At 38.7% G+C, this 15,822-nt stretch carries 17 protein-coding genes and 6 tRNA genes; 6 read left to right on the forward strand and 17 right to left on the reverse strand.

Annotated elements, in window-relative coordinates; genetic code table 11:
- Nucleotides 1-59 precede the first annotated feature (59 nt).
- The 3 genes from BM000_RS01600 to BM000_RS01610 form a co-directional block, all read right to left on the reverse strand.
- A complete protein-coding gene (locus tag BM000_RS01600) occupies nt 60-1,025 on the reverse strand; it encodes an ROK family glucokinase (protein WP_091494048.1) in 966 nt (321 codons plus the stop codon).
- A gap of 19 nt (nt 1,026-1,044) precedes the next feature.
- A complete protein-coding gene (locus BM000_RS01605) occupies nt 1,045-1,233 on the reverse strand; it encodes a YqgQ family protein (protein WP_091494051.1) in 189 nt (62 codons plus the stop codon).
- Between the two features lie 85 nt (nt 1,234-1,318).
- Complete coding sequence (locus BM000_RS01610) at nt 1,319-2,764, reverse strand: spore germination protein (RefSeq protein ID WP_091494053.1); 1,446 nt, start codon at nt 2,762-2,764, stop codon at nt 1,319-1,321.
- Between the two features lie 85 nt (nt 2,765-2,849).
- On the opposite strand from BM000_RS01610, the gene BM000_RS01615 reads away from it, so the two are divergent.
- Nucleotides 2,850-3,695 (forward strand): hypothetical protein, encoded by an 846-nt coding sequence (locus BM000_RS01615; RefSeq protein WP_091494056.1) that lies wholly within the window; start codon nt 2,850-2,852, stop codon nt 3,693-3,695.
- Here BM000_RS01615 and BM000_RS01620 read toward each other — a convergent pair.
- Together BM000_RS01620 and rpmG are read right to left on the reverse strand one after the other, a co-directional pair.
- On the reverse strand, nt 3,672-4,223 hold the full coding sequence (locus BM000_RS01620) for a 5-formyltetrahydrofolate cyclo-ligase (protein WP_245751551.1): 552 nt from the start codon (nt 4,221-4,223) through the stop codon (nt 3,672-3,674). The two genes, BM000_RS01615 and BM000_RS01620, sit on opposite strands and share 24 nt — an antisense overlap.
- A gap of 81 nt (nt 4,224-4,304) precedes the next feature.
- Nucleotides 4,305-4,454, reverse strand: coding sequence for a 50S ribosomal protein L33 (gene rpmG / locus BM000_RS01625; RefSeq protein WP_067730425.1), 150 nt, complete (start codon nt 4,452-4,454; stop codon nt 4,305-4,307).
- 213 nt (nt 4,455-4,667) lie between these two features.
- Here rpmG and BM000_RS01630 point away from each other — a divergent pair, with 213 nt between their 5' ends.
- Both BM000_RS01630 and BM000_RS01635 read left to right on the forward strand, forming a co-directional pair.
- Nucleotides 4,668-5,012 carry a hypothetical protein gene (locus BM000_RS01630; protein WP_091494061.1) on the forward strand — a complete coding sequence of 115 codons (345 nt, stop codon included), beginning with the start codon at nt 4,668-4,670 and terminating at the stop codon, nt 5,010-5,012.
- Nucleotides 5,013-5,023: 11 nt separating this feature from the next.
- Nucleotides 5,024-5,518, forward strand: a complete 495-nt coding sequence (locus BM000_RS01635) for a hypothetical protein (RefSeq protein WP_091494064.1) — start codon at nt 5,024-5,026, stop codon at nt 5,516-5,518.
- A 48-nt stretch (nt 5,519-5,566) separates the two neighbouring features.
- Here the strand turns inward: BM000_RS01635 and BM000_RS01640 are convergent, their stop codons facing one another.
- The 11 genes from BM000_RS01640 to BM000_RS01690 form a co-directional block, all read right to left on the reverse strand.
- The gene (locus BM000_RS01640; RefSeq protein WP_091494067.1) at nt 5,567-7,717 is read right to left on the reverse strand and encodes a peptidoglycan D,D-transpeptidase FtsI family protein; all 2,151 of its coding nucleotides are present in this window, start codon (nt 7,715-7,717) and stop codon (nt 5,567-5,569) included.
- 156 nt (nt 7,718-7,873) lie between these two features.
- Nucleotides 7,874-8,482 carry a superoxide dismutase gene (locus BM000_RS01645; RefSeq protein ID WP_091494069.1) on the reverse strand — a complete coding sequence of 203 codons (609 nt, stop codon included), beginning with the start codon at nt 8,480-8,482 and terminating at the stop codon, nt 7,874-7,876.
- 159 nt (nt 8,483-8,641) lie between these two features.
- Nucleotides 8,642-9,202, reverse strand: a complete 561-nt coding sequence (locus tag BM000_RS01650) for a TraR/DksA C4-type zinc finger protein (protein WP_091494072.1) — start codon at nt 9,200-9,202, stop codon at nt 8,642-8,644.
- A 268-nt stretch (nt 9,203-9,470) separates the two neighbouring features.
- Nucleotides 9,471-9,543 (reverse strand) — tRNA-Phe (locus tag BM000_RS01655).
- 30 nt (nt 9,544-9,573) lie between these two features.
- Nucleotides 9,574-9,666 (reverse strand) — tRNA-Ser (locus tag BM000_RS01660).
- A gap of 17 nt (nt 9,667-9,683) precedes the next feature.
- Nucleotides 9,684-9,760: transfer RNA gene (locus tag BM000_RS01665), tRNA-Ile, on the reverse strand.
- Nucleotides 9,761-9,766: 6 nt separating this feature from the next.
- Nucleotides 9,767-9,842 (reverse strand) — tRNA-His (locus BM000_RS01670).
- Nucleotides 9,843-9,868: 26 nt separating this feature from the next.
- Nucleotides 9,869-9,945, reverse strand: a tRNA-Met gene (locus tag BM000_RS01675).
- Nucleotides 9,946-9,950: 5 nt separating this feature from the next.
- Nucleotides 9,951-10,025: transfer RNA gene (locus BM000_RS01680), tRNA-Asn, on the reverse strand.
- Between the two features lie 383 nt (nt 10,026-10,408).
- Entirely contained in the window at nt 10,409-12,055 is a 1,647-nt protein-coding gene (locus BM000_RS01685) for a Na/Pi cotransporter family protein (protein ID WP_091494075.1), read from the reverse strand.
- 197 nt (nt 12,056-12,252) lie between these two features.
- Complete coding sequence (locus BM000_RS01690; RefSeq protein ID WP_177178171.1) at nt 12,253-12,909, reverse strand: NfeD family protein; 657 nt, start codon at nt 12,907-12,909, stop codon at nt 12,253-12,255.
- 60 nt (nt 12,910-12,969) lie between these two features.
- Between BM000_RS01690 and BM000_RS01695 the strand changes: the two genes are divergently transcribed.
- Both BM000_RS01695 and ispG read left to right on the forward strand, forming a co-directional pair.
- The gene (locus BM000_RS01695; protein WP_091494077.1) at nt 12,970-13,323 is read left to right on the forward strand and encodes a hypothetical protein; all 354 of its coding nucleotides are present in this window, start codon (nt 12,970-12,972) and stop codon (nt 13,321-13,323) included.
- 88 nt (nt 13,324-13,411) lie between these two features.
- Nucleotides 13,412-14,512, forward strand: a complete 1,101-nt coding sequence (gene ispG, locus BM000_RS01700; RefSeq protein ID WP_091494080.1) for a flavodoxin-dependent (E)-4-hydroxy-3-methylbut-2-enyl-diphosphate synthase — start codon at nt 13,412-13,414, stop codon at nt 14,510-14,512.
- A 122-nt stretch (nt 14,513-14,634) separates the two neighbouring features.
- Here ispG and BM000_RS01705 read toward each other — a convergent pair whose 3' ends face one another.
- The gene (locus BM000_RS01705) at nt 14,635-15,333 is read right to left on the reverse strand and encodes a lytic transglycosylase domain-containing protein (RefSeq protein WP_177178172.1); all 699 of its coding nucleotides are present in this window, start codon (nt 15,331-15,333) and stop codon (nt 14,635-14,637) included.
- Between the two features lie 153 nt (nt 15,334-15,486).
- On the opposite strand from BM000_RS01705, the gene BM000_RS01710 reads away from it, so the two are divergent.
- The gene (locus BM000_RS01710; protein ID WP_091494083.1) at nt 15,487-15,771 is read left to right on the forward strand and encodes a DUF2624 domain-containing protein; all 285 of its coding nucleotides are present in this window, start codon (nt 15,487-15,489) and stop codon (nt 15,769-15,771) included.
- Nucleotides 15,772-15,822: the final 51 nt, after the last annotated feature.

Below are 15,822 nucleotides of genomic sequence, written 5' to 3' on the forward strand. Positions count from 1 at the left end.
TTTCTTATTAGACGTGTCTATCTTTAAATAAGTTACAATTTATTTTCCTAATGACTATTCTATGCCAGCACTTGATTTTGTTTAACTAAAAACGCTCCACCAATGATGCCGGCATCATTTCCTAACGCAGCAATTTCAAATGTACTACCTTCATAGCTTCTCTTTAGTGCATAAGCTTTATAAGCCTTATCAAGCGGACTTAAGAGTAAGTTCCCTGCCTTTGAAACACCACCGCCAATTACAATCTTGGAAGGGTTAATAATCGTTGCCATATTGGCAATTGCCAAACCAAGAACATTTGTTACATGCTCAACAACTTCCGTCGCCAACTCGTCACTCTTTTGGTAAGCATCAAATACATCTTTGGCTGTTAGTTTTTGTTTAGCTGAGAATACTTCAGTCAATATAGAGTTCGCAAACTCTGGTAATCTTTCTAAAGCAATCCGGGCAATGCCAGTTGCTGATGTGACAGTCTCTAAACAGCCCTTGCGTCCACAATTGCATGGTTCACCATCCTGTACAACAGTCATATGACCAATCTCTCCAGCAGTTCCGTTGACACCACTAATAATTTTTCCATTTGCAATAATACCGCCACCTACACCAGTTCCAAGCGTAATTGCAATTAAGTTCTCTGCCAATTGACCGGAGCCGAGCCAATTCTCTCCAAGTGCAGCTATATTAGCATCGTTATCAACATAAACAGGAAGATTAGATAGTTCTGTTAAGATCGCTCCTAATGGGAAATTGCGCCAGCCAAGATTAACAGCTTCCGCAACCTCACCTGTCTCCGCAACAATAAAGCCCGGCGCACCGATCCCGATACCTAAGCATTGGGCCGGATTAATGCTGTGCTTAGCTAAATATCGTTTGATTGAAGACCAAATATCTCCAGGAATTTGATCAGATAGCTCCCATTTACGTGTTTCAATCTCCCACTTATCAATAATTTTCCCTTCTTGGTCAAGCATGCCTAGTTTAATTGTTGTTCCACCAATATCTACGCCTAATAATATCTTTGACATTTCCCCACTCCCATTCTACCTATTTCTGACAACGCAATTGATTAAGCGTCTCTAGCGCACGCAGATAGTCATCTGTCGCGACAATTCCCTCTTGATATAAGGCTTTTAATTCTATTAAGCTTAATTCAATTTCTGCTTCTTGGTTCCCCAAATAGATATATACACCATATCTATGTAAAAATCTTCTTATGTCATAAAATGTTTTCATGCAATCACCTAGCTTATTATAGCAAAAGTTCAATTAAAAAATGAAGTAAAAACCTATTTTTTTGAAAAAAATCTTACTTATGCAATTATCGCTTCGGGTCCTGCGGGTCTAAAAAAGATGGTCGATATTTTTTAAATGGTATTGGCATCCGAATCCAGACATTTAAAAGCGCTTTAAAGGAAAAGGGAATAAACGGCCAGAGATAGCCTGTTTTAAATGTTTTCATCTGAATTAATAACAGTAGCCATAATGTTATTCCTGCAACATAGCCAGCAACACCAAACAACGCTGTGGAGATTAACAGATAAATTCTCGTTAACCGATTAGCAAGGGACATTTCATAGCTTGGTGTACAAAATGTACCCATAGCAGCAATTGATATATATAAGACAACCTCACTTGAAAATAAGCCAACCTCAACCGCTACATCGCCAATCATAATAGCTGCTACCAACCCGAGCGCAGTCGCCAGAGCAGACGGTGTGTGAATAGCTGCCATTCTTAATACATCTAAACCAATCTCTGCAAGTAAAAATTGGGCAACTAGCGGAACAGAACCACTATCTTCTGGGCCTAAAAATGCCAATTCTGCCGGAATTAACGACGGATTTACTGAAAGCAAATAGTAAAACGGCAATAAAAACAAGGCGGCAAGAACTGCGATAAAGCGCACACCTCTCAAATATGCTCCTACTGAAGGCTTTTGACGGTACTCTTCGGCGTGTTCAAGATGATGCCAGAAGGTAGCAGGCATAATCATGACACTTGGCGAAGCATCGACAATCAAGATAATATGCCCTTCATAAAGATGAGCTGCAGCTGTATCTGGACGCTCTGTATAGCGAATTACCGGATAGGGATTCCAATATTGACCAGCTAAAAACTCCTCAATCGTCTTTTCTGCCATTGGCAAACCATCTACTTCAATGGCTTTTAGATGATCCTCAATTAGCTTTACCTTGCCCGGATCAGCGATGTCACTCAAATAGCACAAACAGACATCTGATTTCGATCGTTTACCAATTTGCATATACACCATTCTTAATGAACGATCTCGAACTCGCCTTCTGGTTAATGCGGTGTTAAAGACGATCGTTTCGACATAACCATCTCGTGACCCCCGCACAACCCGCTCTAAATCAGGCTCTTCTGGTCCACGAGCCGGATATGTTCGGGTATCGATTAAGATAGCCTGGGTAAAACCTTCAATAATCAAAGCTGCTGGACCTGATAGAACTTGATCAATTATTTTATCTAAATCAGGCTCAGCCGCTATCTCTGCATAGGGAATATAGCTTTTCATCAGCTTTTCAAAGCCGTTCTGCTCAAGCTGATCGGCTGTTAATTCTGATAGAAAATGCAATAAAAACATTAACACTTCATCCTTGACGAAGCCATCAACTAAAAAAATACACATTTCTCGATCAGCATAATCCAATTCTAATTTTACTAAATCAAAGCTTTCATCTACTGCAAGTTCATTAGATAAGTAATTAATTCGGTTTTGATAATCTCGCTTTACAGTCTTCAACGTCCGTCACCTCAAGATTATCTTATACTAATTAGACAAGTTCATACATAAGCTAGACTAGTCAAATGAATTAGGTGGTGATGACATGAAGCACAGCTTGATTATTGCATCATTCGTTCTCATAATCGTATTTTTCTTTCTGTTCTCCGCAAATAATGCACAAACTACGCTCAAATATTTTCCTTTTAATGAGCATATCCAGTTTGATCAAGCAAAGACAACACTTAGCGTGACAGAAGTAAATCAACATCCCTTATTACAATGGTCTGTTGAATCATTAATTGGTAATAACGCGTTCTTGCGTCATGATGTCAGCTTATTATTTCAAAACGGTCAGTTGAAGGGCATCCAATCAAAGTGGAATCAGAATGAACCAGCCATTCAACAATCAACCAGCCTAGAGCCAACCGGCAGTCAATTTTTCCAATCAATTAGCGTACACTATGCTGAGATACACACAACCGACCAACCCATTACTAGCCAGTACCGCATGACAAACGCAAGTATCTATCTCATTAAAGATCCTTTTGAACCAATCTTAGCCTTCGAACAACCCAATACCGCTCAAGAACAGAAATGGGCCGAGACATTAGCACATACCACTGAGCAACAGCTTGATCTTTACTGGACCGAGTTAATTGAGCACTTTTCCATTAATCGAGAGAACTATTTAGAAATTCCTTTAATCACTTTAATCGACTTTCAAGCAAAGCCGCTATTTAGTAAAACGCAGACTGAGACAAACAAAATTATTGCGCAGTTATGGGAAGGGTTGTATAAATATTACATTCTACCGTTCACGATTAACGAAACGATTAGTGAAAGCTTTATGCCATTAATTCTAATTGACAAAAATGAGGAGCAACTTTTTGTTTTATTTGTGAATGCCTCTGGAGAGAAACAGCAATTAAAGCAGACGATTACGAATTAAATATTGGACAGGCAGATCATAGCTATCAATCGGAATCTGATCAATGACTTGGCCAGACCAAACCAAAGATAATGTCGTCTGGGTAAATCGCTTTAGAAAGCGATCATAGTAGCCGCCGCCATGACCAATCCGATAATGCTGGTGATCAAAAACAATACCAGGCACAAGGAGCAAATCAATTTCTTCAGGGCTAACCGCAACAGTTCTTTCAACAATTGGCTCAAGCAAATCATAGTACTGATGCTTAAGGTCTTCTCTTCCGCCAATAATATGAAAAATCATTGTTTTTGTTTCATGGTAACATTTAGGCACCGCAACCTTCTTATTATGTTGCCAAGCTTCTTCAATAATAGGCCACGTATCCCATTCGTAAGCTTGAGCAATTGTGAGGCCAATAACGTCCGCTTTCTGCCAATGCTCGCTTTTAAAAAGCTGGTCGTACAGATCCAGTTGTATACGCTGTTTCTGAGAAGCAGTTAGTTCTTTTAGTTTTGTTAGATAGGTAGCTCTTAAGGTGGCTTTCAGCAATGTCAATCCCCCCCTCTCTAGTTGTTCAAATCTATGTAAAATAAAAACTCTTATCTGCTTGGGATAAGAGTTTTCGCTGGCTTATTTTGTTTCACGGTGAAGCGTATGTTTTTTTAAACGTGGGCTATATTTTTTCAATTCAATACGCTCTGGATTCGTACGTTTATTTTTTGTCGTAATGTAATTACGATCTCCCGTTTCAGTACAAGCTAATGTAACGTTAACACGCATGTTTATCCCTCCAAACTTCTTTTCAACTATCACTAATCATTAAAAGATCATTTCAGACTTGTTTATATTATCAAATTTAGTAGTAAAGATCAAGTATTTCTTCTTTACATCTTTAATAAAAAAAACAAGACCTCTGTCGCATTTTAAGGACAAATCATTTTCCATGGCACAAAAATATGGTATAACTATTAAAGATAGATCGGAGGAATTGAAGTGGTACAAATTATTATTACATTAGCAGCAGTTAGTTTTGTGTTGTTCATCTTATCATTATTTGTTAATGATAAGTTCAAAGAGGTAGAGCAACAAATCGAGCATTTGTCCATGTCTAATTTGCAGGAGAGCTACAAATTAACGAGAAAGATTGAAGTATTGGAAGAAGAAATTCTTCCTAATGAAGATGTCTTGCAAGGATTTAGCTTAAGACAGCCCGACTCCACTAAGGAAATTGAACAGCTCTACAAGCAAGGTCTTTCATTAACAGAAATTAGTAAAAAAACACAGCTTAGTGAATATGACATTGAAACTGTAATTAAAAATTTATCGCACACAGGTTAAGAGGGATTATTATGAAGCACATTTTAAGAGCATTCTCATTCGGTTTATTAACAGCGACAGCGCTACTAGCTGGTTATTATTTCTTTTTCGAAACAACAGAAAACGTAACTGCGACCAGTGAGCCAACAGAGGCAGAGATGATTGCACAATTAGAAACTTTAGGCTACTACATATCAGAGACAGACCCAGCCATTAATCAAGATGCGACAGGTCAACCAGAGCCCGAAACTGAGCCAGAACAAGATGATGAGGAACCAGAAGTTGACACACCTGAACAAGCAGTGGTGACAAATGATCAGTTTGTCTTAACCATTTTACCAGGCACAACCATCTCTCAAGTCGCGGACTACCTAATGCTTGCTGGATTAATTAAAAGCAGAAGCGAATTTACCGATTATTTAGATGACAATAATTACGGTCATAATATCCAGATCGGGCAATTTGATTTAGATCGCAGCATGTCGCTTGATGAGGTTGTCGATACAATTGCTAATCAAAGTAATTAGAATAAAACGCAAAAAATCGGATGCACTAGCAGCATCCGATTTTTTGCGTTATTCACTTTCAACTTCAACCATCTCATCAATATTTGTTTCATCAAAGCCCGCTTGGTCTCTTTCTTCCTTGAGGTCGAAGTAAGCATCCATTAGGCGGTTACCAATATTATGATGGATACCGTTAAAATTATTGCCTACTCCAGTACGTGGTACTACAATCGCAAAAGCCACCTCTGGTTCATCATAAGGTGCATAACCAACTAGCGTTAAGTTGTTTGTTTCCCTTTGCACGCCATTATCCCAAAATTGATTTTGAGCAGTTCCTGTTTTAACAGCAACATCATAAGGACTGTCGGCCCAGTGTGAGCGTCCCGTACCTTGTGAGTGCGTTGCGACACGTCTAAAGCCACTCTGGACACGCTCAATATAGCTTTCATCCATATCAATCCGATTTAAGATATTTGGGCTATTACTTTCCAGCACTGATCCTAACGTTTCTTTGTTACCATTTGCTTGACGAACTTCTTTAACTAGACGAGGACTAATTCGGTAGCCATCGTTGGCAATTGTTGATACATACTGAGCTAATTGCAATGTTGTGTAAGTATCATACTGACCGATCGCAAAGTCAAGCAGAAGACCGCCATCTCTAATATTACTCCCAACCACGCCAGTTGATTCATATGGCAGATCAATTCCAGTCTCCACTCCTAAGCCAAATTGATTAAAATGCTTACGCATAATTTGGAAGCCGTCAGAATTAAAGCCGCGTAATGGCTCGTTTGGACGATAAGTAGCTCCAGAAATACGTAACGCGATTTCAAACATGTAGACGTTTGAGGATCGTGTAATTGCATCAAGGTCATTAATAGTCCCCATTGTAGTATAAGAAGCTTTTCTAGGTGTACCTGCAATATTAATGGGTCTGTCAGTAATTACTGTATTTGGAGAAATTACTCCCGTCTGATAGCCCGTTAAAACAGTCGCCCCTTTAATCGCTGAACCTGGAATATGGGCATCATAAATAACCCGATAGGCTTGATCTGAATATTCCTGTTTTTCCTGATCATAGTGTGCAGCGGACATCGCCAATACATCACCAGTTTTAGGATCTAACACTGCAACTAAAGCATCAGTCATATAACGATTTTGGTTGCGATCTTGATTAATGTAAGCTTCAAGTTCTTCGAGTACAATTTCATCTAATATTTCGTTTAGCTCCATGTCCACAGTCAAAATAAGGTCATTCCCACTCTTACCATCAACAACTGTTTCATTGCCAACGACATTACCGTCGTTATCGGTCGTATATTGAATAATTTCCTTTTGACCACGGAGGACACTTTCATATTGTTGCTCAAGACCACTTGTGCCGACACGGTCATTGCGGCTATAGCCTAACGTTAAATAATAATCTTGATTATCTCCAGGAATCCCCTCTTTTGATGATGAAATGTTTCCGAGAAAACTGGCAAATGTTGAGCCATAGAGTCGAACACGGTTCCAATCAATCGTTGCATCAATACCAGGAAGCTGGCTCAGATTTTCCGAAATCAAAGCGTATTCCTCATCTGTTACCCCTTCATTTTTAATCGTGTGTGGTGATAAACCAAAAGCCTGATCTAACTCCTTCTTTATCGCCACAATATTTAACAAATTGGGGTCTGACCAATCATAAATATTATAATCATCTTCCTCGATTCGATCTAAGACAATTCGGTATTGCTCTGCCGCAGTCAACTCGCTTTCCTCTGTGGTTAAGCGGCTCTCTGCCTCTTTGTGATGCTGCTCTTCTTCATAAGTATCAGATTTACCAATATACCAATATTCTTTTTTATCCCGGTCGCTTACCATTGCCTCAAGCTCGTCAAAATCATCGGACATAACCATGATTTTAGCTAACTTTTCAGCAAGCTCTAATCGTTTAGCTGCTGATTCACCGTTTTTAGGTGGCGTGTACGTGATCGCACGCTCGGGTTCATTATCTAAAATAAGATTACCAAAGCGATCATACATTAATCCTCTTGGCACCGAGATGGCTGAACGGGTACTCTCAGTCTCTTCAATCCGTTGGCGAGCTTCTTCGCCATTCAATATTTGAACAACACCTAGTTGTAGGATAAGTAGTGAAAACATTAAGAACACAAACACAAACAAAAAATTAAGCCTTAATGGAAGCTGTGCGCGCTTCTTTTTTTTCTTTGCCAATGGCTTCCCCCCTCAATCAGATTTTAATATTTTGTCTAAAAATGAAAAAAACTAGCATAAGTATTATAGCATGGACGGCGTTATTTTTCACGCTTAAATGGTAAACCATACAAAAGAGCTACACCTATAAATAGGTGTAGCTCTCATTACTATTTTTTACTTTGCAGCGTATAATTCTGCTACTTTAGACCAGTCCACCACATTCCAAAATGCATTAATGTAATCAGGGCGCTTATTTTGATATTTCAAATAATAAGCATGCTCCCACACATCAAGACCTAGAATTGGTGTTTTACCTTCAGAAAGCGGTGAATCTTGGTTAGGTGTACTTGTGATCGCTAGTTCACCATTATCAACCACGAGCCAAGCCCAGCCTGATCCAAAGCGTCCAGCACCAGCTGCTGCAAATTCCTCTTTGAACTTATCAAGGCTACCGAATTTAGCATTAATTGCTTCTGCTAATTCGCCAGTTGGCTCACCACCACCATTTGGTGATAATAATGTCCAGAACAGACTATGGTTAGCGTGACCACCACCGTTGTTTCTAACTGCTGTTTGCACACTTTCAGGAAGTCTGCCTAAATCAACTAATAATTCCTCAATTGATAATGCTTGTAAATCGCTGTGACCTTCCAATGCATCATTAAGCTTTGTCACATAAGTATTGTGGTGCTTCGTATGGTGTATATTCATTGTCTCCTTATCGAAGTGCGGTTCTAATGCATCATATGCATACGGTAAAGCTGGTAATTCAAATTTTGCCATGGTAAATGCCTCCCTATACTTTTTGAAAGTTCACAGAATGTTCACTTTCTTAACACCTATTACTTTAGCAAATTAAACCTTTTCTAGCAAACATTTTGCCTACAAACACATTTAATTATTATATTCACCAATTGGAAAATCATTAAACATTATTCCGAACTATTTTTTGTTAAATTTATTTGAAAACTGGTCAACATCATCAACATAATTCAAATCATTATTTTCTGTCATGTCGTTATAGCTATCATGATCACCTAATAAATCGGAAGCTGTCTCAGATGTGCCATAGCTTTCTAAGGTGGCCCAGCTATCGGTATCATCATTTTCTAATCCACCCATAGAAGGAGAAAATTCGGTTTTATTAACTTGTTGATTCGCATGCTCAATACAGAATTGAGTTGTCGGCACAGCCTCTAGACGCTCGGGATTAATCGTACTACCACAAGTTACACAGGTACCATATTTACCATTATTCATTCTTGTAAGCGAGTGTTCGATAGCTGCTAGTTCAACTCTTTCATGCTCAGTCAACGCCATTTCCTTCTCACGTTCATATAGATCGGAACCATTATCACCAGGATGATTATCATAATCTGATAACTCTGTTGAATACTCTCCATTCCGCGTTAATTCCATTTCTAAATTAATTTGCTTGACTAACTCTCGCTTTCGCTCTGTTAGTTCGCGTTTTATTTCCGTTAATTGTTCTTTAGCAAGCATAGGTTTTAGCTCCTTTAATTATAGTCGTGTTTATCTGGTTGTATATCAACTAGCGTTGGTTAAGTAAATGTTTGTATGGCTCCAGCAAAAAAGAACCGCTTTCCACGGGAGTCGGCTCTTTTTTGCTGAAGCCTAACCTTGAGAAATCACCTTACCAAGGCTAGTTGATGAAGAACCGTTTATCTATATCATTCCTCAATATGACAAAGATAAAACATCAATAAATTAACAACAAAAAAACAAGCCAAAATGACTTGTTTTTTAAAAGTGGCTCGGGACGGAATCGAACCGCCGACACACGGATTTTCAGTCCGTTGCTCTACCGACTGAGCTACCGAGCCTTAATATGTACCCTGCTTACTAAAGTAGTATGGCGGAGGAAGAGGGATTCGAACCCCCGCGAGCCGTGAAGCCCCTGTCGGTTTTCAAGACCGATCCCTTCAGCCGGACTTGGGTATTCCTCCGCGATTAAAGTATGAGATGGTGGACCCTGCAGGACTCGAACCTGCGACCGATCGGTTATGAGCCGATAGCTCTAACCAACTGAGCTAAGGGTCCTTATAATGGGGCGACCGATGGGGATCGAACCCACGAATGTCGGAACCACAATCCGATGTGTTAACCACTTCACCACGATCGCCATTATAACAAACTATCTATGAAAATTGGTAGCGGCGGAGGGGATCGAACCCCCGACCTCACGGGTATGAACCGTACGCTCTAGCCAGCTGAGCTACACCGCCATAAGTGGCTCCACAGGTAGGATTCGAACCTACGACCGATCGGTTAACAGCCGATAGCTCTACCACTGAGCTACTGTGGAATAGTATGTATATCAATCAATTTCCGTTGTTACTTACTTCAGCGACGTTTAATAATATATCATGATTAAAACAAAGAGTCAACCATTTTTTTTAAGCGTTTTTTTCAACAAATTTAATATAGCATGGGATCAATAAGGTTTCAATAGTTTTCAGCAAAATTAGCTAGTGCTTTGTTAAAATAATGCTGAAATTAGCATGTGGAGATGTCATAAAGTGAATTTTCAATTAATGGCGCTGTAACATCCACTGATTTTTGGAACCATAAGCATTTCTAATGTTCGGCCACTATAATGAATTGGAATGTTACGAATTGTTAATCAGCAATAAAATTCACTATGGTCAGGTATAAAAATACCTGCCATAGCAAATTTAAGGCGTCTTTTTAGTGGACAGTTTCAGGGATTTTTTCCCCTAGAACCATCTCTGCGATATTTAACGCATGGTCCCCTATCCGCTCAAGGTTACTTAAGATATCAACATAAACAATTCCTGATGAACCTGAGCATTTTCCTTCGTTCAAACGAATAATATGTTTTTTTCGAAACCGTTTTTCCATCCGGTCAATTTCGTTCTCATGCTTAACAACAGCATGCGCCTTTGTTTGATCCATATGAGTGAGGGCTTCAATTGCTTCTGCCACGGTTGTGTTGGTAAGCTCAAACATTTCATTCAAATCAGCCTTTGCGTCATCAGTTAACACAATTTTATTAGAGATCTTAAATTGAATAAGCTCAACAATATTCTCAAAATGGTCCCCTATCCGCTCAATATCACGCACTGAATCAATTAACGAGCTGTGTTTTTCGCTATCCGTATCAGACAATTGAGCTGAGGAAAGCTGAACCAAGTAATCTGTTATCTCACGATCCATTTTATTCAAGGCATTTTCTATTTTAAATGCTTTTTCTGCATACTTAACATCATGATTATTTAGAAATTTGGTAGATTCCGCCAAACCTTTGAGTGCATACTTACCCATGCTAATAATTTCCTCTTTTGCTTGGTCCAGCGCAACTGTTGGCGATTGCTGGATAAAAATTGGATCTAGATGCATCGGCTTAAAGTCTACTTCAGTATCTTTACCAGGAATGATCTTAGATACTGCCCAGGCTAGCCAACCAATAAAAGGAAAGAAAATAATAAGCGTTGCTAAATTATAAATGCCGTGTGCAAAGGCAATTGTCATCTCACTGTTTAATGACAAAGTACGTTGGATAAATAGAATGAGTGCTGTGTATGGTATCAATAATAACATGATAATAACAGCCCCAAACAAATTATAAATAACATGAGTAAGCGCAGCTCGCCTAGCAGCTAAGCTTGCACCGATTGAGGCAATAATGGCAGTAATGGTTGTACCAACATTGTTTCCAAATAGAATTGGCATAGCCCCTTCCATTTCAATTAAACCTTGCCCTGTTAAATTCTGCAAAATGCCGATCGTAGCAGAAGAGCTTTGAACGACTAGTGTAAAAACGGTTCCGATAAAAAAGCCTAAAATCGGATTATCTGACATCTGTACGGTTAAATCATGAAAAGCTTGGAGGTACCGCAACGGATATAGTCCACTACCCATTAAATCTAAGCCGTAAAACAGGGCACCAAACCCAAAAATAGTTTGTCCATAATTTTGTAACTTTTGACTCTTCATAAAGAAAAGCATAAGAGCACCAATGGCTAAAATCGGTAAAGCGTACGCTTCAATTTTTATACCAATAATGAATGCAGTAATGGTCGTACCTACATTCGCCCCCATAATAACGCCAATAGATTGTCTTAACGTCATAAATCCTGCATTTACAAGTCCCACAGCTAGAACGGTTGTTCCAGAACTAGATTGAATTAATACAGTTACGACAATACCAGCTAGTACGCCCATAAAAGGGTTGCTTGTAAATTTATCAAGAACATCCTTCAAGCGATCGCCAGCTGTTTTTTGGAGGCCATCCCCCATGTATTTAATGCCTAATAAGAAAATACCTAGTCCACCTAAGAACTCAAATAATAACGTTTGCAAATCAAATTCCATGGATTTTCATCCCTTCAGTACAAAATAATTTTTCAATCTCACCTATTATTAATGATATATTAACAATATGTAAAGAGTTTCTCTGAAAAATTTACACTAAATTTACAAACAAAATCGAAAAACCACGAATATTAATTATATATTGTAAATTAACATTCTAGAGAAGCACAATTTAGGTATTAAAAAAACAGCTAAAATTAGCTGCTTTTAGTATCATGAGATTCGGTTATTGGATCGACGAGAATACGCGTACCATCGACCTTCCTAACAATAATATTCGTGTCCTTTTTAATCCAATGACCATTCGAAATAGCACTATAGTCTACTTTATTAATTCTGATTGTACCGATTGGACGCATATCGGTGAGGGTAACACCCCTTTCCCCAATAAGTCCTTTATAGGAAGCATTCATTGAGCTATATCCTTCATCATCAGTTAATTGATCGTGTAAGGTGATCTTGCTCCACAGGTTACGTTTCGGTAGTAATTTAAGCCAGACTAATGAACAGGCGGCCCCAACTACAACACCAATGATTGCATAAGCGCCAATCCGCCAGTTAGGAGAGCTCAATCCAACTGAGACAATCATTAGCAACGCACCTATTCCTGCTAAAATACCATCATTCAGAAACTCACCATCGACAAATATCAGTAAGATTCCTAAAAAATATACGCCCACCATAATCAAAAACATTGATGTATCAAGATAAGCTGTAAAATATAACGTGATTAAGCCAAAGCCTAGTAGTGCAAAAGCACCTTTTGTATTAACGAGTAGTTCCCCCACTAAAAACATCGTCGCTAAACCTACAATAAAAAAACTAATCCAATCAAAAGCAAAGATATCCAGCATATTCAAAACCTTCTTTCTATATATATAGTAAAAGAATAAGCGAGAATAGAGGTTGTCACGATGCAATTTAACAAAAAAAATATCGGTTGGCTAACGTTTACGCTAATTATTATTGCCTGTTACAAAGACCTAACAAGCCCATACACAACTAAGCCTTCAACAGCCCATGATTCTCTCTACTTATATTATGAGCAAAGCCCTCAAAGTTTTCAAGTTATTTCTTATCAATTTCAGCGTGGTGACCAGCTCCTTTCCATTATTGAGCAACTAAGTGCTGAGCCATTAACAAATATTGACCAAGTTCTTGAGGACTTTCAATCATTAAACCCAAAGGCGGACGTTTATCAATTAGCAGAAGGACGCGTTTATCTCCTGCCCGTTTATTCAGCACGCCAAATTAACTTAGACTTATGACTTCTCATTTAACAGTTTAACATTTATAATAGATTGAGTAGATTAATAGCTATTCAATTCAACGTAACGTAGGTAAAGGAGCGTTCTAATGGTTCTAACACACAGAAAAAAGACGCGACCCGTTAAGGTCGGTAATCTAGTCATAGGTGGCAAAGATCAAGTTATTATTCAGTCAATGACCACCACAAAAACACATGATGTTGAAGCTACCGTAGCCGAGATTAAGCGATTAGAAGAAGCAGGATGTCAGGTAGTCCGTGTCGCATGTCCAGATGACCGTGCTGCTGATGCTATTCCTCAAATTAAGGCACAGATTAACATTCCACTAGTTGTTGATATTCACTTTAATTATAAACTCGCCCTTAAGGCCATTGAAGGTGGCGCTGATAAAATTAGAATTAACCCTGGTAATATCGGTAAGCGGGACAAGGTTGAAGCTGTGGTAAATGCTGCTAAAGCTAAAGGTATTCCTATTAGAATTGGTGTAAATGCAGGTTCATTAGAGCGACATATTCTCGAAAAATATGGCTACCCTACTGCTGATGGCATGGTTGAGAGCGCCTTACACCATATTAAAATTCTTGAGGATTTAGAATTCCATGATATTATTGTGTCATTAAAGGCTTCGGATGTAGGTTTGGCCATTGATGCCTATCGAAAGGCGGCTGAAGTGATTGATTATCCACTCCATTTGGGGATAACAGAGTCTGGTACACTGTTCGCTGGTAGTATTAAAAGTGCGGCTGGGATGGGCGCGATTCTAAGCATGGGTATTGGTAACACCATGCGGATCTCTTTAAGTGCCGATCCTGTTGAAGAAGTAAAGGTTGCCCGTGAACTGTTAAAAACATTTGGCCTTGCTTCTGATGCAGCTACATTAATTTCTTGTCCAACCTGTGGACGAATTGAAATTGATTTGATAGCAATTGCCAATGAAGTTGAGGAGTACATTTCCACAGTTAAAGCCCCGATAAAAGTAGCAGTATTAGGTTGCGCAGTAAACGGACCTGGTGAAGCACGTGAAGCTGATATTGGTATTGCTGGTGCACGTGGAGAAGGCTTATTGTTTAGACATGGTGAGATTATTAGAAAAGTACCTGAAGAAACGATGGTTGAAGAATTAAAGAAAGAAGTCGATAAAATTGCAGCCGAATATTTAGCCGCTCAAGTTGAAACTGAGCAAAGCTAACCAGCCACTAAACCACCTATTTTCTTGAAATAGGTGGTTTAGTGCATGCCATTATTGATGGATAGTGGCAACGAATGCTGTTAAAACAGCAACTAACACCCACTTACCTGGTTAATAATCAATTAATTAACCATAGCTATCGAATCATAGCGCTCTGCTCGCCTTAAAATCTGATCAGCATATTGACTCCTAGCAGAACCATTAGCCGCTTTATAGTTTTCCATACCTGTCATGCCACGATTATAAGCTGTTAGCGCTTCATCCCAATTATCATATTTGTGATATAAAAAATCTAAATATACAATGGCCAGTTGCATAGAATAGTAAGGGTCAAATAATAAATCATCCTCATACGGCAATCCTGCCATCTCAGCTATCCATGGTGCCGTATTCTTCATAAATTGTGACATGCCATAGGCATTGCCATAAATGGTGTCTGGACCGACTAATTCAGGATCAAAAGTATGCCCAGTTTCAACCTTCAGTAATTCATAAACGATAAACGGATCTAAATCATATTGTGTCGCCTCATTTGCAAGGTAGATCGCCCACGTTTTTTTGAAGCGACCCTCGCTATCATCAACCATAGTTTTGGCAAGTTCTTCAATACTTGCCCAGTAGTTATAGTCACCTGTTAATTTCACGTCGACCTTTTCGATTTGATAAGTTGATTCCGCCTGCAACTGTCTATTTTGAGCATTAAGGAGGGTATTTTCATGCTCAAGTTCATTTAAGCGCGAATCTAAATGTTTTGTATAGAAAAATAGAATAATAGCTGAAGTTAGTAATACAGTTAGAATAAAAGCAATTCCTTTCTTCACAACTTTTACATCCTTTCCGATAGGTTTTTTGATCACAAATCGTTATGCTACACGATTAAAGGGTATTTTGCAACCATTAACCCTTTATCTAAGATATATAAGAGATTTTTTCCCTTATTTGTAGTTCTTTATTATCAAAAAAGGAGTGGTAAGATGAATTTCATGTTAAAGCAAATTATTCGAACAAGAATTATGCAATTAACACCTGGGGAGTTAATTCGTCATGCTCATGCATACAATATTGATCTCTCTCTCAATCAAGCTAATCAAATTATTAATGTGCTAAGAGAGAGCGATTTAGATCCCTTTAGTAAGGCGGATTTAAATAAACTGTTTGACCGACTTGAGCAAATAACGGATGCTTCTACCGCAGAAAAAGGAAGGGAAATACTGACACAGTTTGTTAAGCAATATGGTGTAGCTGATTGGTTTGAATAATAACCGATAACAAATAGTTTAAGCTACACAAAAAAACCAGCTAAGCAATTC

This window comes from Amphibacillus marinus (genome assembly GCF_900110345.1).
Taxonomy (GTDB): domain Bacteria; phylum Bacillota; class Bacilli; order Bacillales; family Amphibacillaceae; genus Amphibacillus_D; species Amphibacillus_D marinus.

Excerpts from the sequence above, each read along its gene's own strand:
- BM000_RS01685 (WP_091494075.1), bottom strand. The coding sequence starts at position 12,055 with ATGGAATTTGATTTGCAAACGTTATTATTTGAGTTCTTAGGTGGACTA.
- BM000_RS01710 (WP_091494083.1), top strand. The coding sequence starts at position 15,487 with ATGAATTTCATGTTAAAGCAAATTATTCGAACAAGAATTATGCAATTA.
- BM000_RS01605 (WP_091494051.1), bottom strand. The coding sequence starts at position 1,233 with ATGAAAACATTTTATGACATAAGAAGATTTTTACATAGATATGGTGTA.
- BM000_RS01695 (WP_091494077.1), top strand. The coding sequence starts at position 12,970 with ATGCAATTTAACAAAAAAAATATCGGTTGGCTAACGTTTACGCTAATT.
- BM000_RS01635 (WP_091494064.1), top strand. The coding sequence starts at position 5,024 with ATGAAGCACATTTTAAGAGCATTCTCATTCGGTTTATTAACAGCGACA.
- ispG (WP_091494080.1), top strand. The coding sequence starts at position 13,412 with ATGGTTCTAACACACAGAAAAAAGACGCGACCCGTTAAGGTCGGTAAT.
- BM000_RS01615 (WP_091494056.1), top strand. The coding sequence starts at position 2,850 with ATGAAGCACAGCTTGATTATTGCATCATTCGTTCTCATAATCGTATTT.
- BM000_RS01690 (WP_177178171.1), bottom strand. The coding sequence starts at position 12,909 with ATGCTGGATATCTTTGCTTTTGATTGGATTAGTTTTTTTATTGTAGGT.
- rpmG (WP_067730425.1), bottom strand. The coding sequence starts at position 4,454 with ATGCGTGTTAACGTTACATTAGCTTGTACTGAAACGGGAGATCGTAAT.
- BM000_RS01600 (WP_091494048.1), bottom strand. The coding sequence starts at position 1,025 with ATGTCAAAGATATTATTAGGCGTAGATATTGGTGGAACAACAATTAAA.
- BM000_RS01650 (WP_091494072.1), bottom strand. The coding sequence starts at position 9,202 with ATGCTTGCTAAAGAACAATTAACGGAAATAAAACGCGAACTAACAGAG.
- BM000_RS01645 (WP_091494069.1), bottom strand. The coding sequence starts at position 8,482 with ATGGCAAAATTTGAATTACCAGCTTTACCGTATGCATATGATGCATTA.